Raw genomic sequence first — 24,006 nt, 5'->3', positions numbered from 1 at the left:
GCAGGGAAGGAGCAGGCATAACTGCATCTATCTGCTGGCGCACATATGTGGCGAGGCTGCCGGCGGAGTGCAATCACGATCCTGACATCGGGCAAAAATTGCCCGGCTCAGACGCCGTCAGGCCTTCACCACCGTATCTCGGCCCAGCCCGAGGCGGCCAAATACATTGCGTGTGTCGACGATCAGAAAGGCATATTGCGGAGAACCGATTTCGGCAAGCCGCCATCAGACAGGCACCTTCGCCTTCAGGCTTGCGGCAGCCATCGCATAACCACCGGAGGCGCCATCGATGAAATGAACGTGATCGGGCTGTAGCGGCGAGATTACGAGGCATGTCATCAAGGCCGACTGCTGGCGGTGCAGGCCATAGCGGCAGATGCCCGCCTCTTCTGCTTGTTTCAGCCGGTTCTCGATCCGTTGCAACACATCCGCTTCAACATCGATGGTCATCTTCAAGCCGTCGTCGAACTTGCGGAAATCCGAATTACTGGCCACGTCGCGTTTGTAGACCTTCGGATCGAACTTGCCGATCGTCCAGCCAAACCTGTCGGCGACAGCCGTAAGCGTCATCAGGAAGATTACCCACAGCTTCGCCAACCACCGCCGCCCCGGCGGCGCCGCGGCGCGCGCCTCGACATCGAGGCCGGCGGGCAGCAAACTGTAGTCCGGCCCGTCCACCGGCACCGGGTGACCATCGCGTTCCTGCCTGCCGGCGAGGGCGATGATGTCGGAAGCCAGAAACTGAAAACCGCGCAAGTCGCGCGCCGGCCCCGGTACGGCTATGATCGAAACGATTTCGCCATGCCGGGCTTCGATCGGGTTCCAGCGACAGGAGAGGCCGGTCAGATCCGGCCGCGCGCCGGCCGGCGCAGGATCGATGCGGTAGCGCCCCGCTTTCATCTCGGCTTCCGCCCAACTGCCGCCGCCGCCGGCGAACATGGCATAGAAGGCCGCTTCGGAGGCCTGAAACCTCGCCACGCGGACGTCGAGGCCTTGCGCCCTTATATCCTTTATCGGCACGATTGCCGCACGCAAGGTCAGGTCCAGTTCGTCCGCCACCCATCTCTGGACAGCAGCCAGCGCGTTGCGGGCGAGTTCCAGCGCCGAGCCGGGGAACGCCACGAGCGCGCCGTCACCGCCGAAGACATAGGGAAGGTCTTGCCGACCCAGCGCATTGAGCAGCGCCGAAATGACGCTGGCGCCGGCCATATTGACGGTTTTATAGCGCCCGGCCTCGATCGCCTTGGTCGAGCCGACGATGTCGGCGGTGGCGATCGCCCAGCCATCGGGGAGAGGTCGATAGTTATCGATATCGGCAACGCTTTCGAACTTTGCGAAGACCGGCAAAGAAGCCACAAACGGGTCGGAAGCGGCAGCTATTTCCATGAGCATCAGATAGCACATTCCACTGCTTGAAGGTGAAGTCGATCGTGCTTCGAAATTGACTTGCCCTGGCTTTGCGATGATAGGGTCGCGCGATGCGAATTGCCTTCTATGCGCCGCTGAAGTCACCCAATCATCCCGTTGTCTCCGGCGACCGCCAGATGGCGCGGATGCTGGTCAAGGCGCTGGAGCATGGAGGGCATAGCGTCCAACTGGCATCCGAATTGCGTTTCTATCTACGCCAACCGGAGTCGAAAAGTTTCGATGCGCTCAAGATCGAGGCCCGAGAGGAAGCCACTCGGCTGACAAAGCTTTGGCACCGTGACGGCAAGCCCGACCTCTGGTTCTCCTATCATCCCTACTACAAGGCGCCAGACCTGATCGGACCCGAGCTGGCGTCGGCCTTTGCTGTCCCCTATGTGACAGCGGAAGCCTCCTATTCCAGGCGGCGCAACGCTGGTTTGTGGGCCGATAGCCAAGCGTTGGTGGTGCGAGCCATCGAACAGGCAGCGCTGAACATCTGCTTCACGCAAAGGGATCGCCAGGGACTGGCAGATGCCATTCCCGATGCCTCTCTAGGCATACTGTCGCCCTTCATCGACACGTCGGCATTCCGGGAAAAGCCGGCACGGGGTTGCCCGACGCGCCTGGTTACAGTCGCCATGATGCGCCCGGGCGACAAAGTCGAAAGTTATCGCATGCTGGCGCAAGCGCTCGGTTCGATCGGCCATCTGCCCTGGACCATGTCGGTCGTCGGGGAGGGGCCTGCCCGTGACGAGGTCAAGGCGCAATTCGCCGGCTTGCCCGCAGAGCGTATCGAATGGCTCGGCGCGATCGAGCCGGCAGCCGTGCCGGATGTCCTTTACAGAGGGGGAATTTACGTCTGGCCCGGGTTCGGCGAGGCCTATGGTGTGGCCTATCTTGAAGCACAGGCCGCCGGCCTTCCGGTGGTGGCCCAGAACATCGCCGGCGTGCCGGAGGTCGTGCGGGATGGCCAGACCGGGTTTCTCACCCCGCCGGGCGATGTGGCGGCGTTCGCTTCCGCCATTGAAAGGCTTCTGGCCCGTAACGACGAAAGAACCCTCATGGCCGCGGAAGCCAGACGTTTCATCCTCGAAGAACGTTCCCTCGGTACTGCAGCGGCGCGGCTGGCCGAACTTCTCGAGAAGATCCCGGTCTCATGACATCTGATCCGATCTGGCAGCCCTTGGTGAAAGAGCTGGCGCGCCTGCGACGGACGGGCCGCAGGGCGGAGTTCTGGCTGCGCGACGACGACGCCGTGGATCCGACGCCGGCGCTTGATCGGCTGCTCGATCTGACCGGTGAATTCGCGGTTCCGGTCACGCTGGCCGTCATCCCGGCCCTGACTGATGGGAAACTTGTCGTCCGGCTTGACGAGGCGCCGCATGCCACGGTCGCCATCCATGGCTGGGCGCACCGAAATCATGCGCCCGAGGACCAGAAAAAGCAGGAGCTCGGCGCACATCGCCCACCCGAGGCGGTGCTCGATGATCTGGCCCGCGGGCTGTCGCGCGTAACCGGCCTGCACGGCGCACGTGCCGTTCCGATGCTGGTCCCGCCCTGGAACAGGATCGACGCCGGCGTGGTATCCGTCCTTGGATCTATAGGATTTGCGGCATTGTCGGTCTTCGGCCCGCCGAAGCCCGCTCCCCTGGCGGTCATCAACAGCAATGTCGATATCATGGACTGGCATGGCACTCGCGGCTGCCGCGACCATGGCCTGTTGGTTCAGGCCATTATCGCGCAATTGCAGCAGGCATTCGACGGCGGCGAGCCGGTCGGCCTGCTCACGCACCATCTCGTCCACGATGAATCGGCATGGCTTTTCCTCGAACGGCTATTCGCGGTCACCGCACGGGCTGAATCCTGCGCCTGGCTTCCGATCAGCACATTGATCGAACGCCGCGATCCATCAGGACAGGGCTCTGGAGGAAAATAGCTCAGCGCTTTTTCTGCACTGGAAATTCGAGCGTTTGGCCGTCCCGCGCGGCAAACGCGCCGGCAAACCGGTCCTTGGCCAGTTTCTCCATCTCGTCCAGTTGCTCGTCGGTGCGTGCCGGATCGTGGTGAAATAGCGCGAGCCCCCGCGCGCCGGCCGCCTCACAGAGCTTGACGCCCTGTTGCCATGTCGAGTGGCCGTTACCGCGGCGGCGTTCCATTTCCTTCTCGGTGTAGGTGCAATCGTAAATGACGAGGTCGGCATCGTCGATGAGGCCGAGCACCGACTGATCGAGTTTGCCCGGCTCGTGCTCGGTGTCCGTGATCACCGCCACGATGCGGCCGCCCCACTCGACCCGGTAGCCTATGCAGCCGCCCGGATGGGCAAGGCTGCCGGTCCGAACCACGACCCCTTCGCGCGGCCGAAGCACGTCTCCGGACACGAAATCGCGGCAGTCGAGCTTTGCCTTGCAGACGTCCATTTTCACCGGAAACCACGGCGGCCGTATGAACTCATCGATCATCTGCCGGGTCGTCATGCGCCCGGCAAGATGCCCGGACCAAATGGTAAGCTTGACGCTCGGGTCAAAGATCGGCGCAAAAGCCGGCAGCCCGATGATGTGATCGTAGTGGCAATGGGTGAAAAGCAGGTCGAAATCGGTCATATCCGCCGCCTGAAACGCCCTGCCGGCAGGCCGCAGGCCAGAGCCCGCGTCGAACAGAAGCGTATGCTTGCCGCATCGCATCTCAATGCAGACTGTGTTGCCGCCATAGCGAGCGAATTCTGGCCCGGATACCGCAATGCTGCCGCGCACGCCCCAAAATCTGACCAGGAAAAAATCGTCGTCCATACTACTTTCGCCCATCGTAGCTCTAGGCGGTTCGTGCGTCGATCAGATCCGCGGTCGTATGGCTTAGCCGATCGGCAAGAACCCGCAATATCTCGATCGTCATTTCCGGGAACTCCCTCATAAGCCTCAGGAAATGATCCTTGCGGATTCTCAAGGCCTCCAGATCAGTTGCCGCTCTGACGGCGGCAGTGCGGGAGCTGTTGCACAATATGGCGATCTCGCCGACGATCGAATTTGGCAGCAGTTCGGCAACTTTTATCGGCCCGCTATCGGAATCGACCAGAATGTCCGCGCTGCCTGAAAGGATGACATAGGCGGCGTCCGCCTCGTCGCCCTGCCGGAAAAGAATCTGGCCGGCGCTGTATTTCACGCGATCGGATGTGAACGCGAGCAGCTTGAGCTTTGCCGGCTCAATGCCAGAGAACAAGGGAACGCGTTGCAGCATTCCGACTTCATCCTTGAGCAGCATTGTCGCAAACCTTCCTAAATTCGCGTCTGCCAGACTATGACAGAAGTTCCTTGAAGATACCGTTTCCTGCCAAAAGTGTCTCGTGTGTACCGTCTTCCACCAATTGACCCGAGTCAAAGACGATAACGCGATCGAACCCTGTGGCCATTGCCGGACTCGTCACGACCCACACAATTGCCGGCGAATGGCCGTCGCGTCTGGCTTCCTCGAGCACGTTTCGCAGCACCTTTTCCTGAATGCGCTGGTCGAGCGCCGACAGCGGCCGGTTGAGGATGAGAAAATCGGGACGCTTGAGCAGGGCCCGGGCAACATCGAGCTTCTGTCGCTGTCCACCGGTCAGCCGCCTGCCGCCGGCACCGACGTTGAAATCCAAGCCGACATTCAGAAGCTCGGCATAAAGCCCCAGCTCGTCAAGAATTTCATAAACGATGGAGCGTATGCGGTCCGGCGCGTCGGGATGGTTGTTGCCCAGACGCCCGAACAGGACATTGTCCATGACGGTGGCCGCGGCGATATATTTGGCAGGATCATACCGTTCGATCGCGTTTTGCAGCTCGGGCGGCAGGTTTTCATAGAACTGGTTGCGTGCGGCGACGATCTTGCGCATCAGCTCGTCGGTCAGCAGGCCGAAGCGGTGCCGGGGCTCGATATAGGCAAAGCTCAAAGTGATGATCATGGCGCGGTCGGCCTCCGAAACCGCCTCGTAGGACCGGTTCTTGAGCCGCTGCAGCAAGGTCTCGTAGGCGGGGATCTCCTCGGCGCTCATGAAGGCGAGCTGCTGAAAGAACTGGTGATCGGGCGGCAGGTCGGCAAACAGCTCGATCGCCTGTTCGGCGATCTCCATGCCCATTTCGTAGAGCGTGCGGTCGAGGCCGGCTTGCTTCAGCACGGAAGCGAAATAGGGATTGGCCGCCAGAGCCTTGTCGGCCAGTTCGGGGCCGGCGGCAGCGCCGAACAGCAGGTTCTGGCCGATCGTCGCTTCCGTGTTGTAAGCGCCCGGCTCGAAAGGAACCACCAGTTCGCGCAGCCCTTCCTGTTCGAGCCGGGTTCGCAGCGCTGCACGCAGTTCGACGATACGCCCGGCAAGCTTCGTGTGACGCGTTAGGTCGGCCGAAGAACGCAAGCCAAGATCCAGAATGTCGCGCGACAGAAGAACCGCGTCGAGCACCCGGCGCACCGCTTCGAAGAGGTCGTGCGGGCCGGTAGCACCGGCGGAAGCATAGTCGATCCAGTCGCTGTGGATATCGAGATCCGGATTGCCCGACCGGCGCGCCTCGTCGATGTTCCAGCGCTGCTGGTCCGCCGCGGCGCCGTCATAAGTCACCGATGTCAGCGGTGCATGCTTCAACCCGTAGAGCAGGTTATCGCGCAGACTTGCCTGGAACAGGAAAACATCCGACGAGGCGTAGGACATGCGCCGGCCGGTCACTGCTTCGGGGAGCTCAAGCAGGTCATCGGCGCCCGAAGCGACCTTTCCGCTTTCCGGCCAGTTCAGCCGCGCGAAGGCTTCTGCCAGCGCCTCCGCTCCACCTGTCGGGGTGCTGACCAGCGCCACCGTCTCGGCCGGCTTGACCTGCATGGAGATCCGGTTGAGGAGCATTGCACCGCCATCGTCCGCCATTGACAGACCGACCGCCGACAACGGGTTTGTCATCGGACCGGGATTGTCGATCGTCAGTGCTCCGATCGTCGGCGCAATGATATCCTCGACGGTGAACTGTTCGACGACCTGCTGGTATTTGACCTGGACATCCTGCCGATCCTGATCCCAGTCGATCAGTTCCTTCATCGGTCCAGGCAGGTCCTTGTAGGCGCCGATCACGGCCACGAGTTGGCCGACGTCCAGCCGGCCCGCAATGACCAGATAGCCGCCGATCATGTAGAACAGGAAGGGCGTGAGCTGCGCCAGAAAATTGTTGAGGAACTTTACCATGAATTTCCATTGGTAAAGATCGAAGCGGATCTTGAAGATGAGCCCGAGCCGGGCAGCTATGTCGGCGCGCTCGTAGTTCGACGTATCGTGGACGTGAACAGCGCCGATGCCGTCGACGATTTCGCCAACCCGGCCCGAAAGCGCGCGTGCCGTCAACTGCCGTTGGCGCCCGAGCACGAGCAGCCGCCGTCGCATGCGCGGGATGAGCACGATCTGGATCACCACGATCACGATGGCTATCGCTCCGAGCCAGACGTTCTGGACCATGATGAACAGCATGGCCGTCAGCGCCTGGCCGCCGAGCAGCACCGGCTGCAGGAAGGCATCGCCGATGAAGCCGCCCAGCGGCTCCACCTCGTCCTTAACCATGGTCGCCACTTCGGCGGATTTCACCCGCTTGAAGTAAATCGGCGGAAAACGCAGCACACGATCGACCAGATCGAAGCGGATACGGCGCAACATGCGTTCGCCGAGGCGGCCCTTGTAGGTGTTGATGTAGAGTTTGAACAGGCCGTTGATGACGACCAGCAAGAGGAACACAATGCTCAGGGCAAGCAGCGTCGCCTTGCGGCCGAGCTGAAAGCCGGAGAACAACAGGACCTCGCCAATGAACGGCAGGTTATAGTGCAGCCTCATGAAGGGCAGGGTCGCGCCCGGTTGCTCGAACCCCTTGCCCTGGATCGGGCCGTTGACGATCAGCTTCGGCAGGTCGAAGGACATGAAATACGGGATCATCGAAAGCAAGACGATCAACAATATCCAGATCTGCTGCTTCCTGGTGTGCTTCCAGATGTAGCGGGCTAGGCTGGGTTCCATATGCGATCGTGGAGCCTTCAGTTGGAAGGGTGCTGGATGTAAAAGCACCTGCTGGCGAATGGCGTATCGGCAATTTCTTCGTCGCCAATGACAAGCTCGAAGCTGCAGTGCACGGAGGCAGTGCTGCGCTCAGCAAGATTGCGTTGTGTCGCCCGAAATCCCAACATACAAGGCGAATATGATGGATGTCACGCAACCGCGCAATGCCGGCATGGACTGGCACGAGCAAGCCTTCGACCTCACCCGAGGAATTGCGGCCTATGTCGATCGCCCTCTCGTGGCAGGGCTGGCGCGCGTCATCGCCAAGCACCCGGAGGCCGATATCGCCAACGCCTTCAACCACAAGCAGGTCGCCTGCAAGATGTGGGCGCTCGACGGGCTGTTCGAAAGCTGCGGCGGCCGGTTCGGGCGCATATGGGTTCTGGGTGGATGGTACGGCGTGTTGCCGGCGATGCTTTTCAACGACGCCCGTTTCGACATTGCGGCGATCGACAGCATCGACATCGATCCTGAAGTCGGGCCGGTCGCCCGGACCCTCAACCGGGAAGCCGGCGACCGCTTCCGGGCGCTGACGGAGGATATGTACGCACTCGACTATGCGGCCGGGCGGCCCGACCTGGTGGTCAACACGAGCTGCGAACACATAGCTGATCTGGGTGCTTGGCTTGCCCTGCTTCCGCGAGGCACGAACGTACTGCTGCAATCCAACGATTATTTCAGCGAGCCGACGCATATCAACTGCGTGGCTTCACTGGCAGCCTTCGAAGCAATGGCGGCGCTACGGGAGGTGCGGTTCTCCGGTGAACTGCCGACGAAAAAGTATACGCGCTTCATGCTGATTGGAACTGTTTGACGCGCTTTGCGCGAATCCAACCCAGGCGCGGCCCGCGTCAGGATTTCGGCGACCGGGTTCGATACCGCTGACGCAGAATCTGCGCCGAGCGATGCGCGCCTTCCAGATCGAGACGGTGCGCGGCTGGCGTCGGCGCCCCAAACGCCTGTTCGATCGCTTGCGCCAGACCTTCAGGCGTCAGGTCCTTTTCGGTCAACACCGTTGCCAGACCGAGTTCTTCGAGCATCAGGGCGCGAACCGTCTGTTCGGTTTCCCCGCCGGCCGCAAATGGAACAAGCAGCGAGCGACAACCCGCGCGCAGCACATCGCAGACCGTGTTGTAACCCGCCTGCGAGACCGACAGGCGGGCGCCGGTCAGCAGGCTGGCGAAATCCTCTCTGAACCGGAAGATGGACAGGCCAGGCGTGGCATCGCGTGCGATCGTGTCAAACTCGGCTTTCGGCAGGTTTGGGCCGGTGATCAAACACCATTTCCAACCGTTTTTGGCGTTCCGCGCCGCTGCGATGGTGGAGTGAACAAGGCTCTTTCCCGCAGCCCCGCCGCCAACCGACACCAGAATGTCGAAGCGCTCGGAGGCCGCGGGCGATGGCGGCGCCGCGACGAGCCCTGTGTAGGTGACCTCAGCCCTGATCGCGCCGGCCAGTGGAAATGTCTTGTCGATGGTCGCGAAAGCCGGGTCGCCGTGGACCATGACCAGGTCGAAATGCCTGTTGATGAGATCGACTGTTTCCTCGTTTCGGCCCGGCTTGACGCGCTCCTGGAGGATATCACGGACGGACGTCGCCAGCAGCGGTCTGGGCGAAGTCGCGGCGATGGCCTCGATCAGCGGTAACAATTCGAAACGCATCTGCCGGCGTCCAAACGGAAACGCCTCGACAATGACGATATCAGGCCTGCAATCCCGGAATGCCCGCAGCAGCATTTCTGAACGCCGTTTCTTGAAAGCATCGTCGATGGGGATGCCCTGCAAGTCGACAAGCCCGGAAAATCCCTCATCACCGGAGGTGACAGGTGGCAGGGTTACGGACTTTACCCCCGGTCCCGGAAACCCGGAGACCGGCGCTCCGCCGGTCACGACGGTTACCTCAAACCCGTCATCGACCAGAGCCGCCGCGACGCGGCTGGTGCGTGCGAGATGGCCGATACCGAGCAGGTGCTGGACATAGAGGAACGCACGCAGCTGCTTCAACCGGCGGCCCGCCACTCGCGCTCGAACAGTTCCTTGAGCTGTCCAATGCTCGCCATATGATCGAAATTGCCGCGCACGCGCGCCTCCGCGGCGTCACCGAGGCGAGCGCGCAGCACGGGATCACGGATCAGGCGCTCTAGCGCCTGTGCCAGGGCAATCGGGTTTTCTGTCGGAACCAGCAGCCCGGTTTCATCCGACGACAAGAGCTCCGGAACGCCGGAAATATCGGTGGACACGCAGGCAAGCCGCTGGCTGGCCGCCTCCACCAGAACATTAGGCAGACCGTCCCGGTCGCCATCCGCGGTGATCCTGCAGGCCAGGGCAAAGATGTCGGCGCGGCGGTAGTGCTCAAGCACCTCCTTCTGCGCCAGCGCACCTTTCCAGGAGATGCGACCATCCAGTCCGAGCCTTTTCGCCAGCGCCTTGAGCCGTTCCAGTTCCTCGCCGCCGCCGATATGCTCGAAACGCCAGTCCAGATCGCCAGGCAACAGGGCAAGGGCTCCCAGCAAGGTGTCGTAACCTTTCTTTGCGACGGCGCGCCCGACACTCAGAATGATGACCGGTCCGCTCTGGGCCGAGCCGTCATGTTGCTTTCGCGCCGCACTGAAACTGCCGAAGCGCTCAAGGTCGAGCCCATGATAGCTCAAATGCACGGACGAGTTGCCATTGGCGAGTTTTTTCAGGTGGTCGAAGCCGGTTTTCGTGCAAGTGACTGTCCAACGCGCCGAGGAAAGCTTGCCGGCCAGATCCCAGTCCGCCGAAGTCCAGATATCCTTGGCATGGGCCGAGCAGCTCCACGGCTGGCCACGAAGCTGGCTGGCATAGCGTGTCACCGATGCCGGCGTGTGCACGAAATGGGCATGCAACCACCCCGCGTCTTGCGGCCATTCTGCCGCCAGCACGAGCGCTTGCCCGAAGCGGCGTGCGCGATTGCGCGTAAAGTCGCGGGGGATATCGGCGGCCAGCGATCGGAGCGCGCGCCAGAAACCCGGCCGCGGCAAACAAGCAAACAGCGAGCGAAGCACGCGCAGCGGCTCGTCGTGCAGATATTCCGGCAGGTAGTGGACGGGCGCTTTGATCTCGTCATGCACGGGGTGGCGTTTTGCGTCGGTGGGCCGCCTGAGTGCGACGAGTATCAAGTCGAACCCCGCGCGTTCGAGGCCGAGCAGTTCCTGCGCGATAAAAGTTTCCGACAGCCGTGGATAGCCCTTCAGAACCACGACGATCTTGCGATGTTGCAAGTCAGATGGTTCCTTCAACAACCGAAAGGTGATGGCCGGCCCGCCGGTCCAGCAGTTCCGCGACAATCTCGGAAATATGCGGCAGCCCTTCCAGCGTCAGATGCGGATTACTCTGTGAGGGGCGGGACCGGTCCGGCAGCGCCACCAGTGCATCGGCAAACCGCTGGGAGTCCTTGGCTTCCTCCGGCAAAAGCATCTCGATGAGGCCGAGTTCGGCTGCGCGCCGAGCGCGGATCAGCTGTTCCTGGCGGGGCTCTATGCGCGGCACGATGAGCGCCGGCTTATCGAAAGACAGTATCTCGCAATAGGTGTTGTAACCACCCATCGCCACTACCGCCTTGGCGCCGGCAATCAGGTCTTCCATGCGATTGTCGAACTCGATGATCTTGATGTAGGGGATCTTGGACCCCTTCCTGAGCAGCTTGTTGCGCTTGCGCGCCGGCATGTAAGGCCCGAGCACGATCAGCGCCCTGTGCTGCAACTGCGGATCCTGATGATAGGCATCGATGACGTCGTGGATCAATTCGGCACCGTCGCCGCCGCCACCGGTGGTAACGAGGATATAGTCGCCCTCGGGCCGGTGGCCAGGCAACTCGTTCCGCTGCAGGCTCCGTTGCAGGAAGCCGACGAACCTCATCTTTGCCCTGACAGCCGGCGGCACATCCAAGCCGGTCAACGGATCGTAGAAATCCGGCGGGCCATAGGCCCAGACCTTGTCGTAGAAAAGGCCTATCTTGCGCATCACATCCCTGCGCGCCCACTCTGCCTCGAGCAGGTGCGGCGCATCCATCACCTCGCGCAGGCCAAGCACCAGCGTGGTGCCCCGCGTCTTGAGGTAGGACAGCGTATCCTCAATCTCACCGCGCAGGCCGAGCGGTTCCTTGTCGACGATGAAGATATCCGGCCGGAAGGTCTCGGCCGTATGGCGGATGATCGACTGGCGCATCCTGAGCGTCTCATGCAGATCGATATCCTTTTCCAGCGAGGTGTATTCGCCGTTGCGCAACTTGATGACGCTGGGGATCTTCACGAAGTCGACACGGGCCCGGTAGTCGAAGGCGCCAGCGATGGTCGCACCCGAAATGATAAGCACCTGAAGTCCGCGGAAATCCTCGACCAGCGAATGCGCGATAGTCCGGCAGCGCTGCAAGTGGCCGAGCCCGAACGTGTCGTGGCTGTACATGAGAATTCGAGCGTTTTCTGCGTGCTGGGTCATTGTTGAACGTCTCTTAGAATTCTCGCCTTGAGGACCGTGAGCGGCGCGCCGGCTTCGAAAGCATCCTGGTTCTGAAAAATGAGGCCGCCATTTTCGATCTGTATTGCTTCCGTGGTGTGCCTGTCAGGCAGGCTTTCCGATTGCCTGAGTCCGAAACTTGATGGATTGACGAATATCGCCTCGGCGGGAGCGGGCCGAGACGCCCTGTTGGTGTCTGGATCGAAGGGGAACGTGGTATCCAAAAGATCGGCAGAAATCATCCCTCTTGATTCCAAAAAGTTCCGGTGTCTCCGAACTCCATTGATTTCGGAGCGGTGAAGGCGAATTATCCTGCCCATATAGCCAATTGATCGGTCGCCGGAAGTCGCACGGCCCATTTTGTTGTAGAACTCATTTCGCGCGCCATTGCTCTCGGTCTTGGGGACCAAAGGTGCTGCCCATCAATCTCTTGACGGGCGGTCTGATTGTCATTCATCGACCAGAACTGAGCCATTTGTCGCCTAGGCTAGCTGGAATTTCAGCAAGAATCGAGTGGATGCCGTCGCTCACAACGCAGCGCCCGCGGGAGGGCGTGTGCAAGACCAGGTGCTTGTGGATCGCCATGGCCTCCAATTCTCTCTTGGGCTGGCAGTTCGATGACCCGGCGCCGGCTGCCTTCGATGACCGGGTCCGTGATCCGCGCGTCTATGCGAACTTGGGCGCGAGGTGGGCGGCTGGCGTTGCGCCATAAACAAAAAATGCAGCTGGATCAACGGCTTGGATGTTCTGGAAACAATCGGCTGGGCATCATTCCAGTTTCGCGGTCCGCCTATGCCTGCCACTTTTAGGCTGTCTCGGAACCATACGGGCACGGAAAGATTTCCGATTTTGGCTCACGAAAACCTCAGTAAAATCAACATTCCGGATACATATACCGGCCTCAAAGGCTGCCGGCTTTTTGCGCCAAGCACCGTCAACAGCGGTCCGATCAGGCCGTCTCGCGCACGAAATGGGTCGGCGAAACGGCATTCATGGGTAGACGGACCGGAACAAAATCAACGCCGCGTACCGCGCTGGGAATCTCATCCGACATCGGTTCGCGTCCAACCGGTCGTCGCGCCGGATCGGCGACGGGAACCGCCGAAAGCAGTTTGCGTGTATAAGGGTGTTGAGGATTGCCGAAGACCGATCGGCGGTCGCCGATCTCGACGATCTCGCCCAGGTACATGACGGCAACGCGATGCGCGATGCGCTCGACCACGGCCATGTCATGGCTGATGAACAGGATGGCGATGCCCATCTCGCGCTGCAGGTCCATCAACAGGTTGATGACCTGAGCCTGGATCGTGACGTCGAGCGAGGCGACCGCCTCATCGGCGATGAGGAGGCGGGGATCGAGCGCCAAAGCCCTGGCAATGCAGATGCGCTGCCGTTGACCGCCCGAGAAGGCATGAGGGTAGCGTTCGAGATGTTCCGGCGGCAGATGCACTTTTGCCAGCAGGGCCGCCGCCCGATTCCGCAGCTCACCGCCGCGCGCTATGCGGTGGACGCGCATCGGGTCGGTCAGGGCCTGCCCGATCGTCATCCGCGGATTGAGCGAGGAGAACGGGTCCTGGAAGACCATCTGCACCTCGCGCCGGAAGCTCGCAAGGGTTGCCCGCCCCGCGCCGATCATCTGCTTGCCGTCATAGCGAATGGCGCCGGACAAGGGCTTGTCCAACTGCATGATGCTGCGCGCCACGGTCGACTTGCCGCAGCCCGATTCCCCCACCAACGCCAGGGTCTCACCCGGGAAAATATCGAAGGAAACGCCCTCCACCGCATGGACCCGGCCGGCTATGCCGCCGAAGATACCGCCCCGCAGGTCGAAACGCGTAACAAGCTCGCGGACCTCGACCAGCGGCTTTCTGTCCGTTGCGAGCGGTGCGACGCTCATGCCGAAACCTCCGGCTGCGAGACTTCGGCATTGAATATGACGAGCGGGAATTTCTCGGGCCCATCCTTGTCGGCCATGCTGCCCAGCCTCGGCACCGCCGAGATCAGCGCGCGCGTATAGCGGTGTCGGGGATCCACGAGAATCTGGTTCACCGAGCCCGATTCGACGATCTCGCCCTTCAGCATGACACAGACGCGATCGGCGATTTCCGCGACCACACCCATGTCATGGGTGATGAAAAGAACAGACATGCCGATCTCGCGCTGCAGTGCGCGGACAAGATCCAAAATCTGCGCCTGGATGGTGACATCGAGCGCGGTGGTCGGCTCATCGAGGATCATCAAGGAGGGGCGGCACGCCAGTGCAATGGCGATCATGACGCGCTGGCGCATGCCGCCGGACAACTGGTGCGGATATTGGTCGAGCCTGAGGGCGGCGTCGGGCACGCGCACGAGCTTGAGCACGTTCAGCGCGATGTCGCGCGCCTTGCGCGGCGACTTGCCCTGGTGTCTCGTGATCACCTCCGCAATCTGGTCGCCGACGGTGAACACCGGATTGAGGCTCGACATCGGGTCCTGGAATACGATCGAGAACTCAAAGCCGCGGAGCCCCTCCATGCGCTTTTCGGAAAGCCTTGTCAGGTCGGCTACGCCGCCGTCCTTGAGCCTCATCAGGATGCGGCCGCCCGTGATCCTGGCGCCATCATATTCGGTCAGGCGCATTACGGTCATGGCGGTGACCGATTTGCCCGAACCTGACTCGCCCACCAATGCCACCGTCTCGCCACGCTTGATCTGGAACGATACGCCCTGAACAGCCGGCACCACCTTTGTCCCCCTTGCCCCGAAGCAGACTTCAAGGTCCTCGACCGAGAGGATCACATCGTCGGGAAGGCTCGCTGTGGCGGCGGACTTGACGGTCAAAAAGGCACTCCAGGCGCAATGGTCGCGACACTCGGTATCGAACGCAGCGAGCATGTGGGCTGTCAATAGGGCCCATCACCCGGTCGCCTGGAAGCCATGCCTTGGAATGGCCCGGAATGCCTCGCCAGACGGCATCGGCCCTGCGATTGTCAGGCTTCCCGGCGCTCCACCCGAAGTTATGCAATCTCTGCATCGCTCTGTCGGATTTCGCATTAACTCGCCAATGGACCCTCGATCCGCTCAGCGCATGGTCAGTGTCGGATCAACCAGGGTGCGTCCGCGCGCCTGCTCGGCGGTTCGCGAGAGATATTTCCACAGCGCTTCGCCGTCCCGGCTGCGCGAGCCCACACGGCGGAAAATCCTGATCTCGATCTCCAGGGACAGCTGTTGTCCGCCAATCTGGATGAGTTCGCCCTGGGCGATCGATTTGTGAACGCAGATCTGCGGCAGCCAGACCACGCCTTGCCCGGCGATCGCCATCTGCTTCAGGCCTTCGGCAAGCGAGGACTGGTAGACGATGCTGAGATTGAGAGGACGCCGCCAGCGCGACTGGATGAGCGAGATCAGCTTGCCGAGATAGCCGTCGCTCCAGGAATAGGCGAGGTAGGGAATCCTGGTGCCTTCCGGCACATCGACATCGAAGAGCGGCGCTCCCGTCTGGTCGACACCAGACACCAGAACGAGGCGATCCCTGCCGATTTGAAGCGATTCGAAGGGTCCGCCCTCGAGGACCGGCGGACCGTCAGGGTGATCGTAGGTGATGGCGAAGTCGCATTTGCCGGACGACAGGTGCTCAACGCATTCCAGGAAGTCGCCCGTGTGCATGCTGCTGCGGACCGGCGCATTTGGCATTTCGGGATGGCTGATCCACTTGGGAAAAAAATAGATAGCCAGCGTATGAAGCGCGGCGAAAGTGAGAAGCCGTGAGCTGGCGCCGGCGGCGTTGCGGCAGTCCGTGCGCAGGCGGTACATGTCGCGAAGCATTTCCTGGCAGCGCGGAACGAAAATGGCGCCCGCGCTGGTGAGGTGCACCGGATATGTGCTGCGGTCGATAAGTTCGGCGCCGACCCAAGCCTCCAGCGCCTTGATGCGCCGGCTGAAGGCCGGCTGCGAGATATTTCGGGACGCCGCGGCGGTCGAGAAATTCCGCGTCGCTGCGATCTCGAGGAAGTCTTCAAACCACGCCAGCTCCACAGTCGACCTCATGCATTATTCGCATAACCGATCCTATCTACGCATTGGACAGTGGCGCAAGCCTGCTCCTAGCTTTCGCACGCAACGATAAAAAGACCTCGAGTCAATTGTGGGAACATATTCATGAAAATGAAACGTGCCTTGGCATTAGCCTTCTGCATGGGCATAGGCGCTTTTGCGTCGTCCGCCGTTGCAGAAACCAAGAATCCCGGAACGTTTGTGTTTCTTTGGACTGACGATGTTCAGTCGTTCGATCCGGCCTACATTGCAAACACGCCGAGCTCCTACGGCGTGCTCAACGTCTACAGCCGCCTGTTGAACTACAACGGCTCCCAGATTTCCGAATTCGTGCCTTCATTGTCGTCGCAAGTGCCGAGCCTCGAAAACGGCCTGATCAAGCAGAACGCGGACGGTTCGGTCAGCTACACCTTCCCGATCCGGAAGGGCGTCCACGCCCACAAGGTCGGCGTCAAGGGCGACGACGGCAAGATCACCTGGCAGTACTATGACGGGCTGACTGACGAGCAGAAGGCCAAGATCGAGCCCGGCTATGGCGAGATCACGGCCGAAGACGTGCGTTACTCGCTGCTGCGCGCCATCCTGATGGGCCAGTCATGGATGTCCAACGCCATCACCGAGGTGGTGACGGCGAGCAAATACACCGACGTCGCCAAATGGGTCGAAGCCGAAGGCAAGGTATCGGACATCAAGGATGCCAGCCCCGAAGCGCTACGCAAGGTCTATGACGAACTCGCGTCGCAGATCACCGTCGAGGGTGACAATGTCACGCTGAAGCTGCCAAAATCCTTCCCCGCCACGCTTGGCGTTCTGGCGCTGCCGTTCGGTGCTTCGATCGTCGACAAGGAATGGGTCGGCTCGGTCGGCGGGTGGGATGGCAACGGGGACAACTGGAAGAAGTACTACCGTCCCGAACTCGGCGACGATCCGCTGTTCGCCCAGGAGAACGGGACCGGTCCGTTCATGCTCGACGAATGGGATCGCACCGATCGCCGCATCACGCTGAAGCGTTTCGACAATTACTTCATGGGCAAGGCCTCGCTCGAGCGCGTGGTCATGCGCACGGTTCCGGAATGGACCACGCGTCGGCTGCAGTTGCTGTCCGGCGATGCCGACTTCGTGACGACGCCCGTCGAGTTCCTGGACGAGCTCGCCAAGACGGATGGTGTCAAGGTCATCGACGGCCTGCCCAAGGTGTTCAGCCGTGGCCTCTATTTCGCGTGGCCGCTGGATGATGCCGACAACCCCGCCATCGGCAGCGGCAAGCTGGACGGCAACGGCATCCCGCCGGACTTCTTCTCCGATATCGATGTCCGCCAGGGCTTCAACTACGCCCAAAATTACGATGCGCTGATAAAGCAGGCCCTGCTCGGCAAGACCGTGCAGGCGCGCGGCCCGACCGTGCGCGGCATCATGGGCTACCGCGCCGACTCGCCGATCTACAGTTACGATCCGAAAAAGGCCGCGGAGCACTTCAAGAAGGCCTTCGGCGGCAAGCTGTGGGATACCGGCTTCACCTTCACGGCCTATGTGCAGGAAGGAACGCCGCAAGGCACGGCGGCACTTTCCGCGCTCCAGCAGGGACTGCAGCGGATCAATCCGAAGTTCAAGATGAAGATCCAGTCGCTGCCCTGGGCCTCGATCTCGGACAAGCTCAACAACCGTGAAAAGCCTGCCTCGCCGCTCACCTACATGGGCTGGGGACCGGACTATTCCGACCCGGGTGGTCCGCTGGGTGCCGCGACCTACTATCTGTCCCCGACCGGTCTTGTCGGCGGCATGCTCGGCCAAGGCTACCGCGACCTGATGGCGGAGAAGTTCAAGCCGCTTCTCGACCAGGCCTGGGCCTCGAGCGATCCCGCCGTGCGCGAGCCGATCTATGCCAAGCTGCAGGACATGTCCTACGACTATGCCACCACGCAGTTCCTCTGGGAGGACTTCGGGTACATCGTCACCCGCGGCAACATCGACGGCTACGTGCACAACATGATCCTCTACGGCGCCTGGGATTTCTATCCCGTCACCAAGAAGGCCGATTAAAGAGCTTCGGGTTTCACCGGGCGCCATCGTCGCCCGGTGAAACGGCTATTCCTCATGGTGCGGATGCTGATGTGCTGAACTACGCTTTGCGGCGGCTCCTGATGTTGCCCGTCGTTCTCTTCGCCCTGTCGCTGATGCTTTTCGCGCTGCAGATGTCGCTGTCGCCGACACAGCGCCTGGCGGCGTACGCGCCGTCCCCGGACTTCCTCAAGGGCGGCCAGGACAGCATTCGCAGGATGATCGAGCAGTATGGGCTGAACGATCCCTTCTACATTCAATACGGACGCTGGATCGGCAACATCCTGACGGGCAATCTGGGCTGGTCCGAGACCGCGCGCCAGCCTGTTGCCCACGCGCTGGCTTCCCTGCTGCCCGCGACGTTGGAACTGGTCCTGCTGGCGTTCATTCCTGGCTTTCTGCTCGCCATCTACCTGGGTTCGCGGGCCGGCATCCATCTCAACCGCTGGCCGGACCATGTGATCCGCATCTTCACCATCCTGGGCTGGTCGTTCCCGGTCTATGTCTTCGGACTGCTGATGCTGCTGATCTTCTACTCCGCGCTCGACTGGTTCCCGCCCGGGCGCCTCAGCCAGTGGGCCCAGGCCGCCGTCACCTCGCCCGGCTTCACCCGCTACACCGGCGCGAACACGATCGACGCGCTGCTCAACGGCAATCTGGCCATTTTCTGGGATACGCTCAGGCATCTCGCTGCCCCCGTCATCACCCTGACCTACGTCAATCTTGCCAACATGACGCGTGTCATGCGCACGTCGATGCTGGAAACGCTGCGCCAGGACTATGTCCGCACGGCACGCGCGAAGGGCATGTCCCGGCGCGTGGTGGAACTGCATCATGCCAGGCGCAACGCGTTGCTTCCGGTCACGACGATCGCCGGAATGGAGCTGGCCGCCATGATGGGTGGCGTCGTCATCACCGAAACCATCTTCGACTATGCCGGCCTCGGCCAGTTCGCGGCCAAGACTGCCGCCAATCTGGATTTTCCGGCGGTGCTGGGCTTCGGCCTCTACTTCGCGGTCGTTCTCGTGGTGCTGAACCTGGCCGTCGACCTGATCTATCCGCTGCTCGATCCGAGGGTGAAGAGGCGATGAGAGCCCTTGGCTATCTGAAGCGTAACCCGATCTCGCTGGTTGGTGTGCTGCTGTTGCTGGCATTCGTGCTGATCGCGATTTTCGCGCCTGTGCTCGCACCGCCGCAGGAATTCCAGATGTCGGTCTACGACACGCCGAGAGCGGGCTTCCTGGCAACGCCGCAACCGCCGTCGCCCGAGGCCATCTTCGGAACCACCGAAGGCCAGTACGACATCTACTACGCCGTGATCTGGGGCACCCGCACGGCCTTCAAGATCGGCCTCGGCGTCGTCGCCATCTCCGTGCTGATCGGCACGATCATCGGATCGCTCGCGGCCTTTTACGGCGGCATCGTGGACGAAGTGCTGATGCGTATCGTCGACGTCTTCATGGCGGTTCCCTTCCTCATCGCCGCCATGGTGCTGACTGCCCTGCTCGGCAAGGGGCTCGGGCCGATAACCGTCGCGCTGACGACGTTCGGATGGATGGGTTACGCGCGTGTGGTGCGCAGTGAAATTCTGCGGATCCGCGAGATGGATTTCGTCAATGCGGCGAGAAGCTACGGCGCCGGCGATTTCCGGCTGATCGTGTTCCACATCCTGCCCAACGCGTTCTTCCCCGTGCTGGTTCTGGCTACCATGGCCACGGGTTCGATGGTGCTCACCGCGTCCGCCCTGAGCTTCCTCGGAGTGGGCACGGAGGAAGGCTACGCCGACTGGGGGCAGTTCATCGCCTATGCGCGCAACTGGATCGTCGGCCAGCCCGGCAACCCGTTCCAGTACTGGTACACGCTTGCCTTCCCGGGAGCCGCGATCTTCCTGTTCGTGCTGGCGTGGAACCTCGTCGGCGACGCTTTGCGCGACATTCTCGATCCCCGCCATACAAATTGAAATCAGGGAGTATCCTCGTGTCTTCGCTTTCCCCCCACGCCATCGAGCTTCTTGAAGACCTTATCCGCCACGAGGTGGAGGACAAGGCGATCCCGTCGATCTCCTATGCCCTGATCGACCGGGACGGCCTCATGGCGCACGGCCACATACAGCGGCACGATCGCCATTTCGACATGAAGGACGACACCTGTTTCCGCATCGGCTCGATCACAAAGACCTTCACGTCGGTTGCCATCATGCAACTCGTGGAGAAGGGGCTGGTCGACCTTGATGTCGATGTCTCGGAGTATCTGCCCGGTTTTCACCCGGTCAATCCGTTCGCCGGGCGTGAAAGCGGACCCCACGGCTCGCAGATCAGCCTGGCCAAGCTCATGAGCCACACCGCCGGGATCGTGCGCGAACCCAAGAGCGGACACTATCTGGATTCACACAAGCCGCCGCTGGCCGACACCGTCGCCGAGCTTGCCACATCCACGCTGAAGCAGGATCCCAGCGCCGGCATCATGCATTATTCCAATGCCGGCATCGCCGTGGTCGGCATGGTGATCGAGCGGGTGACGCGTAAGAGCTACGCCGACTACATCACCGAGAACATTCTGAGGCCGCTGGGCATGAACGACACGTCGTCAGGCATGGCCCCCGGCATCCGCGAAAGGCTGGCGCCGGCCGACATGTGGACGTTGGACGGGGATAGCCCCGCGCCGGTGTTCAACCTGGGCGGATCGCCCGCCGGCAACATATTCTCCACCACTTCCGATATGGCCAACTATACGCGGTGCCTGCTGCGGGGCGGCTTCGCGCCCAACGGCGATGCCATCGTCAGCCCCGCATCGCTGCGCAAGATGTGGACCCCGATCGGCAAGCGCCCCGAAGGCCACAACAAGGACCTCAACGGGTATGGGCTGTGCTTCGGCGTCGGCGACATGGACGGGTGGACCTCCGTCGGCCATGGCGGCGCGGTTTATGGCTATGCGTCGCAGATGATGCTCCTGCCGAGGGCCGGCTTCGGCGTCCTGATCTTCGCCACGCTTGATTTCGCCAATCAGATAGCCTCCCGGCTGGCGGGCGATGGCTTGCGCATCGCCCTCGCAGATTGCGGCATGGGACGCATGCCGCTTCGCGGCCAGGCCCCGCCGCCCATCACCGAAGACCAGTTCGCAAGCCTGCCCGGCCTCTATCGTCACGAGGCGGGCGGCGAGGTCGTCGAGGTGAAGAACAAGGACGGCAAGCTCTATCTGATGGGGGAGGGCGTGCCGCTGCAGATCCGCCCGGTCTCGGGCAATGACTTCGTCATCGACGGACGCATCTACGGTCGCGGCGCCGACTATGCGCATATGAATCTGTCCTTCTCGAAGGCCAACCAGCTAGACTGGAAAGGGGCGACCTGGTCACGTGTCGATAGTCTGCCGGTCGAGAAGGTGCCGCCGGAGATCGCGCCGCACCTGGGCGAATACGGGCCAGACTTCAACATCACCTATCTGACCTACAGCCATGGCCAGCTGAAATGCCTGATCGAGTATTTCTGCACCCATAGCTGCGAGCCGGTGGATGCGGGCCGGTTTCGCATGCACGGGCTGCTCTACGAGGAGGAGATTCTCGAGCTGGGTGCCATCGACGACAATGGACGCCGCGGCATCCGCGTCGGCCCCATGTTTCTGGAGCGCCGGCAGGCCGAAATGGCGGCCTAAGACGCCCGGGCAGCCATCGCCGCGCGGGCCGCGTCAACCGCACGGGCCCGGACGCCATTCAAGCCGCGTGCGCGGCGACTTTCTCTGAAATCGAAAGGCAAGCACATGAAAGTCTTTATCAGCGCCGACATCGAAGGCACGGCCGGCATCACCAATTGGGACGAGGCGCGCAAGGGCAATCCCGACTATGCTGAGTTCCGGGAATATATGACCGACGAACTGGTCGCGGCCTGCGAAGGCGCCAAGGCGGCGGGCGCGACCGAAATTGTCGTCAAGGACGCCCATTCGACGGCGCGCAACCTGATCCTTTCCAAGCTTCCAGCCTATGTCCGCATCGTGCGCGGCTGGAGCGGCCATCCGGATGCGATGATGTTCGGCATCGATGACACCTTCGATGCCGCTCTCTATACCGGCTACCACAACAAGGCCGGCACCGACACGAATCCGCTGGCACACACGCTGACCGGCACCGTGTCCAGGATGCTGATCAACGGGGAGGTGGCATCCGAATATACGCTGAACGCGCACTGCGCTGCCCGTTACGGCGTGCCATCGGTCTTTCTGTCTGGCGATGCCGGCATGTGCGGCGAGGCGAAGGCACTGGTGCCCGAGATCGCAACCGTTGCAACCAGCGAGGGGTTCGGGCCGGCGACGTCGTCGCTCTCGCCGCAAGGCTCGGTCAAGGCCATACGCGAGACCGTGGAGGCCTCGCTTTCGCGCGATCTGTCGAAATGTCGGCTGAGACTGGCCGACCGGTTCGAACTCATCGTGGAATATACCACCCCAATCGAAGCCTACAGGGGAAGCTGGTATCCGGGCATGGAGCATCCCGCCCCGCGCACGCTTCGTTTCGAGGCGGACAATTTCTTCGACATTCAGCGCGCGATACGGTTTGTCGTCTGACCATTGAGCGGAATAGGCGCGGCCCGCCCGATCCGTGACGGGCCGTCCCCGGCAAGTACTTGCCCCGATAGAGCCGTCGCAACCGCGCTGCGACTGTTCTGCGTCGGTGGGTTAGTCAGAAATAGGTCTTCAGCGCGCCGACGATGTCATAATCGTCGTTGACCAGAAACAGAATCTGCCATTTGTCGAAGGTTGTGCAGGGATGCGATACGCCGAGCCCGATACGATCCCCGACCTTGACCGAAACCGTCTCCGGGACGCGCATGTAGGCGTGCTGGTCGTTGCTGGCGAAAATCGCACAGCCCGTCAGCGTTTCGGGCAAACCGTCGCCGCGCGAAATGAGCAGCGGTACCGGCAGTCCGGAGTCGGTTCCAAAGTCTCGCTTGCCGGCGGTCAGGATCGCCAGGCCGGGTTCCGGGCAGGACTGCACATGGGTCCAGACCTCCAGCGCGTTGATCAGCCCCTCATTCTCGCCGGTCGCGGCAAGGATGCGCTTCTGCTCTGCCTGATAGACGCCGCTGTCATGGCTGACATAGCAGCCGCTGCGCGTCATCACCTGCGCGCCGCTGCCGGAGAGGCGATCGAGCACGATGTCGTAGAACGACGAACCGCCGGCCGTCACGATCGGTGGCGCGCGCTCGAACAGGTTCTCGCCGGCGCATGCTTCGTAGAGCGCGCCGATCTCGTCGACGAAATCCGCGACCGCCTGTGCCGGGCCACCGTCCTTCGGCTTGATCAGTCCCTCGAAAGCCTCGACGCCGCAGAGCCGCAGTTGCGGCGCCGCATGCGCGGCACGCGCCACCTCGAGCGCCGTGTCGTTGTCGCGGCAACCGGTGCGGCCGCCCGGATAGCCGCGCTCGACCAGCACCTGGATCGGCCGCGAGGCCGTTCCGGCGCGTCCGACCGCCTCGCTCGCCAGCCGCACGGCATCGAGGCTGTCGACCAGCATGTAGAAGTCGAGGCCGGGCGAAGCGTTCAGCTCGGCGACCAGAGCGTCCAGTTCCAGCCGTCCGACAAGCTGGTTGGCGAGCACGATGCGATCGATGCCGAACCGACGGCAAACCTTCATCTGGTGCAGCGTGGCGACGGTCACGCCCCAGGCTCCGTCGCGCAATTGCCTCTGCATGATCTGAGGGCACATCGTCGTCTTGACATGCGGCGCGATGACCGCGTTGCGCTTGGCGAGGAAACGCTGCATCCATCGCGAATTGTGGTCGAGCGCGGACTCCCTGATGACCGCTGCCGGCAGCGGCACATCACCGCGCAGGAGGTTCCAGCCCATCGAACCGACATCATGAAGACGGACCGCAACGCCTGGCGGAATGGCCTTGGTGGTTTCGTCCAGCACCAGATCGTCGAGCGGGTGAAGATGCATGTGAATTTCCGATTCTGTGCCACCCGCCGGATGCCGCGTGAACGCGGTCTGGCGCAGCTCTT

The 24,006-nt window shown here is 62.0% G+C and carries 20 protein-coding genes; 8 read left to right on the top strand and 12 right to left on the bottom strand.

Going from position 1 to position 24,006, the window contains the following annotated elements; all coding sequences use genetic code 11:
* Positions 1–225: 225 nt before the first annotated feature.
* Complete coding sequence (locus tag EN845_RS12435) at positions 226–1,404, bottom strand: DUF3095 domain-containing protein (RefSeq protein ID WP_127870123.1); 1,179 nt, start codon at positions 1,402–1,404, stop codon at positions 226–228.
* Positions 1,405–1,478: 74 nt separating this feature from the next.
* Between EN845_RS12435 and EN845_RS12430 the strand changes: the two genes are divergently transcribed.
* Both EN845_RS12430 and EN845_RS12425 read left to right on the top strand, forming a co-directional pair.
* Positions 1,479–2,567, top strand: a complete 1,089-nt coding sequence (locus tag EN845_RS12430) for a glycosyltransferase family 4 protein (RefSeq protein WP_127870124.1) — start codon at positions 1,479–1,481, stop codon at positions 2,565–2,567.
* Entirely contained in the window at positions 2,564–3,343 is a 780-nt protein-coding gene (locus EN845_RS12425; protein WP_127870125.1) for a polysaccharide deacetylase family protein, read from the top strand. The genes EN845_RS12430 and EN845_RS12425 overlap by 4 nt, the downstream gene beginning before the upstream one ends.
* A 1-nt stretch (position 3,344) precedes the next feature.
* Here EN845_RS12425 and EN845_RS12420 read toward each other — a convergent pair whose 3' ends face one another.
* Genes EN845_RS12420 through EN845_RS12410 form a run of 3 tightly spaced genes read right to left on the bottom strand, consistent with a single transcriptional unit; the run spans position 3,345 to position 7,411 of the window.
* Positions 3,345–4,193 (bottom strand): MBL fold metallo-hydrolase, encoded by an 849-nt coding sequence (locus tag EN845_RS12420; protein WP_127870126.1) that lies wholly within the window; start codon positions 4,191–4,193, stop codon positions 3,345–3,347.
* 22 nt (positions 4,194–4,215) lie between these two features.
* Positions 4,216–4,662 carry a cyclic nucleotide-binding domain-containing protein gene (locus tag EN845_RS12415; protein ID WP_127870127.1) on the bottom strand — a complete coding sequence of 149 codons (447 nt, stop codon included), beginning with the start codon at positions 4,660–4,662 and terminating at the stop codon, positions 4,216–4,218.
* A gap of 34 nt (positions 4,663–4,696) precedes the next feature.
* The gene (locus EN845_RS12410) at positions 4,697–7,411 is read right to left on the bottom strand and encodes an ABC transporter ATP-binding protein (RefSeq protein WP_127870128.1); all 2,715 of its coding nucleotides are present in this window, start codon (positions 7,409–7,411) and stop codon (positions 4,697–4,699) included.
* A 181-nt stretch (positions 7,412–7,592) separates the two neighbouring features.
* Here EN845_RS12410 and EN845_RS12405 point away from each other — a divergent pair, with 181 nt between their 5' ends.
* Complete coding sequence (locus EN845_RS12405) at positions 7,593–8,264, top strand: class I SAM-dependent methyltransferase (protein ID WP_127870129.1); 672 nt, start codon at positions 7,593–7,595, stop codon at positions 8,262–8,264.
* Positions 8,265–8,301: 37 nt separating this feature from the next.
* On the opposite strand, the gene EN845_RS12400 is transcribed toward EN845_RS12405, so the two are convergent.
* The 7 genes from EN845_RS12400 to EN845_RS12370 all read right to left on the bottom strand — a co-directional run bounded on the left by EN845_RS12400 (position 8,302) and on the right by EN845_RS12370 (position 15,954).
* Positions 8,302–9,453 carry a glycosyltransferase family protein gene (locus EN845_RS12400; protein WP_127870130.1) on the bottom strand — a complete coding sequence of 384 codons (1,152 nt, stop codon included), beginning with the start codon at positions 9,451–9,453 and terminating at the stop codon, positions 8,302–8,304.
* Complete coding sequence (locus EN845_RS12395) at positions 9,450–10,694, bottom strand: glycosyltransferase family 4 protein (RefSeq protein WP_127870131.1); 1,245 nt, start codon at positions 10,692–10,694, stop codon at positions 9,450–9,452. The genes EN845_RS12400 and EN845_RS12395 overlap by 4 nt, the downstream gene beginning before the upstream one ends.
* 1 nt (position 10,695) lies before the next feature.
* Positions 10,696–11,910: a glycosyltransferase family protein gene (locus tag EN845_RS12390; RefSeq protein WP_127870132.1), complete on the bottom strand. Its 1,215-nt coding sequence runs from the start codon at positions 11,908–11,910 to the stop codon at positions 10,696–10,698.
* A complete protein-coding gene (locus EN845_RS12385) occupies positions 11,907–12,338 on the bottom strand; it encodes a hypothetical protein (protein ID WP_127870133.1) in 432 nt (143 codons plus the stop codon). The genes EN845_RS12390 and EN845_RS12385 overlap by 4 nt, the downstream gene beginning before the upstream one ends.
* Positions 12,339–12,877: 539 nt before the next feature.
* Positions 12,878–13,825: an ATP-binding cassette domain-containing protein gene (locus EN845_RS12380; RefSeq protein ID WP_127870134.1), complete on the bottom strand. Its 948-nt coding sequence runs from the start codon at positions 13,823–13,825 to the stop codon at positions 12,878–12,880.
* The gene (locus EN845_RS12375) at positions 13,822–14,748 is read right to left on the bottom strand and encodes an ABC transporter ATP-binding protein (RefSeq protein ID WP_245511727.1); all 927 of its coding nucleotides are present in this window, start codon (positions 14,746–14,748) and stop codon (positions 13,822–13,824) included. The genes EN845_RS12380 and EN845_RS12375 overlap by 4 nt, the downstream gene beginning before the upstream one ends.
* Positions 14,749–14,988: 240 nt before the next feature.
* Positions 14,989–15,954, bottom strand: a complete 966-nt coding sequence (locus tag EN845_RS12370) for a LysR substrate-binding domain-containing protein (protein WP_245464375.1) — start codon at positions 15,952–15,954, stop codon at positions 14,989–14,991.
* A gap of 207 nt (positions 15,955–16,161) precedes the next feature.
* Here EN845_RS12370 and EN845_RS12365 point away from each other — a divergent pair, with 207 nt between their 5' ends.
* From EN845_RS12365 to EN845_RS12345, 5 genes are all read left to right on the top strand, one after another.
* Positions 16,162–18,000, top strand: coding sequence for an ABC transporter substrate-binding protein (locus tag EN845_RS12365; protein WP_245511726.1), 1,839 nt, complete (start codon positions 16,162–16,164; stop codon positions 17,998–18,000).
* 101 nt (positions 18,001–18,101) lie between these two features.
* Positions 18,102–19,109, top strand: a complete 1,008-nt coding sequence (locus EN845_RS12360; RefSeq protein WP_245511725.1) for an ABC transporter permease — start codon at positions 18,102–18,104, stop codon at positions 19,107–19,109.
* Positions 19,106–19,978 carry an ABC transporter permease gene (locus EN845_RS12355; protein ID WP_056570727.1) on the top strand — a complete coding sequence of 291 codons (873 nt, stop codon included), beginning with the start codon at positions 19,106–19,108 and terminating at the stop codon, positions 19,976–19,978. Before EN845_RS12360 ends, EN845_RS12355 begins: the two co-directional genes overlap by 4 nt.
* 17 nt (positions 19,979–19,995) lie before the next feature.
* Complete coding sequence (locus EN845_RS12350) at positions 19,996–21,666, top strand: serine hydrolase domain-containing protein (protein WP_127278483.1); 1,671 nt, start codon at positions 19,996–19,998, stop codon at positions 21,664–21,666.
* A gap of 105 nt (positions 21,667–21,771) precedes the next feature.
* Entirely contained in the window at positions 21,772–22,569 is a 798-nt protein-coding gene (locus EN845_RS12345) for a M55 family metallopeptidase (RefSeq protein ID WP_127870136.1), read from the top strand.
* A 115-nt stretch (positions 22,570–22,684) separates the two neighbouring features.
* On the opposite strand, the gene EN845_RS12340 is transcribed toward EN845_RS12345, so the two are convergent.
* Complete coding sequence (locus tag EN845_RS12340; protein ID WP_127870137.1) at positions 22,685–23,944, bottom strand: amino acid deaminase; 1,260 nt, start codon at positions 23,942–23,944, stop codon at positions 22,685–22,687.
* Positions 23,945–24,006: the final 62 nt, after the last annotated feature.

Source organism: Mesorhizobium sp. M8A.F.Ca.ET.202.01.1.1 (assembly GCF_004791595.1).
In the GTDB taxonomy this organism is placed as follows: Bacteria; Pseudomonadota; Alphaproteobacteria; order Rhizobiales; family Rhizobiaceae; genus Mesorhizobium.
This window is presented reverse-complemented; position numbering and strand designations above follow the sequence as displayed.

Coding starts and splice junctions, on each gene's coding strand:
- EN845_RS12435 (WP_127870123.1), bottom strand. CDS start 1,404: ATGTGCTATCTGATGCTCATGGAAATAGCTGCCGCTTCCGACCCGTTT.
- EN845_RS12430 (WP_127870124.1), top strand. CDS start 1,479: ATGCGAATTGCCTTCTATGCGCCGCTGAAGTCACCCAATCATCCCGTT.
- EN845_RS12425 (WP_127870125.1), top strand. CDS start 2,564: ATGACATCTGATCCGATCTGGCAGCCCTTGGTGAAAGAGCTGGCGCGC.
- EN845_RS12420 (WP_127870126.1), bottom strand. CDS start 4,193: ATGGACGACGATTTTTTCCTGGTCAGATTTTGGGGCGTGCGCGGCAGC.
- EN845_RS12415 (WP_127870127.1), bottom strand. CDS start 4,662: ATGCTGCTCAAGGATGAAGTCGGAATGCTGCAACGCGTTCCCTTGTTC.
- EN845_RS12410 (WP_127870128.1), bottom strand. CDS start 7,411: ATGGAACCCAGCCTAGCCCGCTACATCTGGAAGCACACCAGGAAGCAG.
- EN845_RS12405 (WP_127870129.1), top strand. CDS start 7,593: ATGGATGTCACGCAACCGCGCAATGCCGGCATGGACTGGCACGAGCAA.
- EN845_RS12390 (WP_127870132.1), bottom strand. CDS start 11,910: ATGACCCAGCACGCAGAAAACGCTCGAATTCTCATGTACAGCCACGAC.
- EN845_RS12380 (WP_127870134.1), bottom strand. CDS start 13,825: ATGAGCGTCGCACCGCTCGCAACGGACAGAAAGCCGCTGGTCGAGGTC.
- EN845_RS12370 (WP_245464375.1), bottom strand. CDS start 15,954: ATGAGGTCGACTGTGGAGCTGGCGTGGTTTGAAGACTTCCTCGAGATC.
- EN845_RS12360 (WP_245511725.1), top strand. CDS start 18,102: ATGTTGCCCGTCGTTCTCTTCGCCCTGTCGCTGATGCTTTTCGCGCTG.
- EN845_RS12355 (WP_056570727.1), top strand. CDS start 19,106: ATGAGAGCCCTTGGCTATCTGAAGCGTAACCCGATCTCGCTGGTTGGT.
- EN845_RS12345 (WP_127870136.1), top strand. CDS start 21,772: ATGAAAGTCTTTATCAGCGCCGACATCGAAGGCACGGCCGGCATCACC.
- EN845_RS12340 (WP_127870137.1), bottom strand. CDS start 23,944: ATGCATCTTCACCCGCTCGACGATCTGGTGCTGGACGAAACCACCAAG.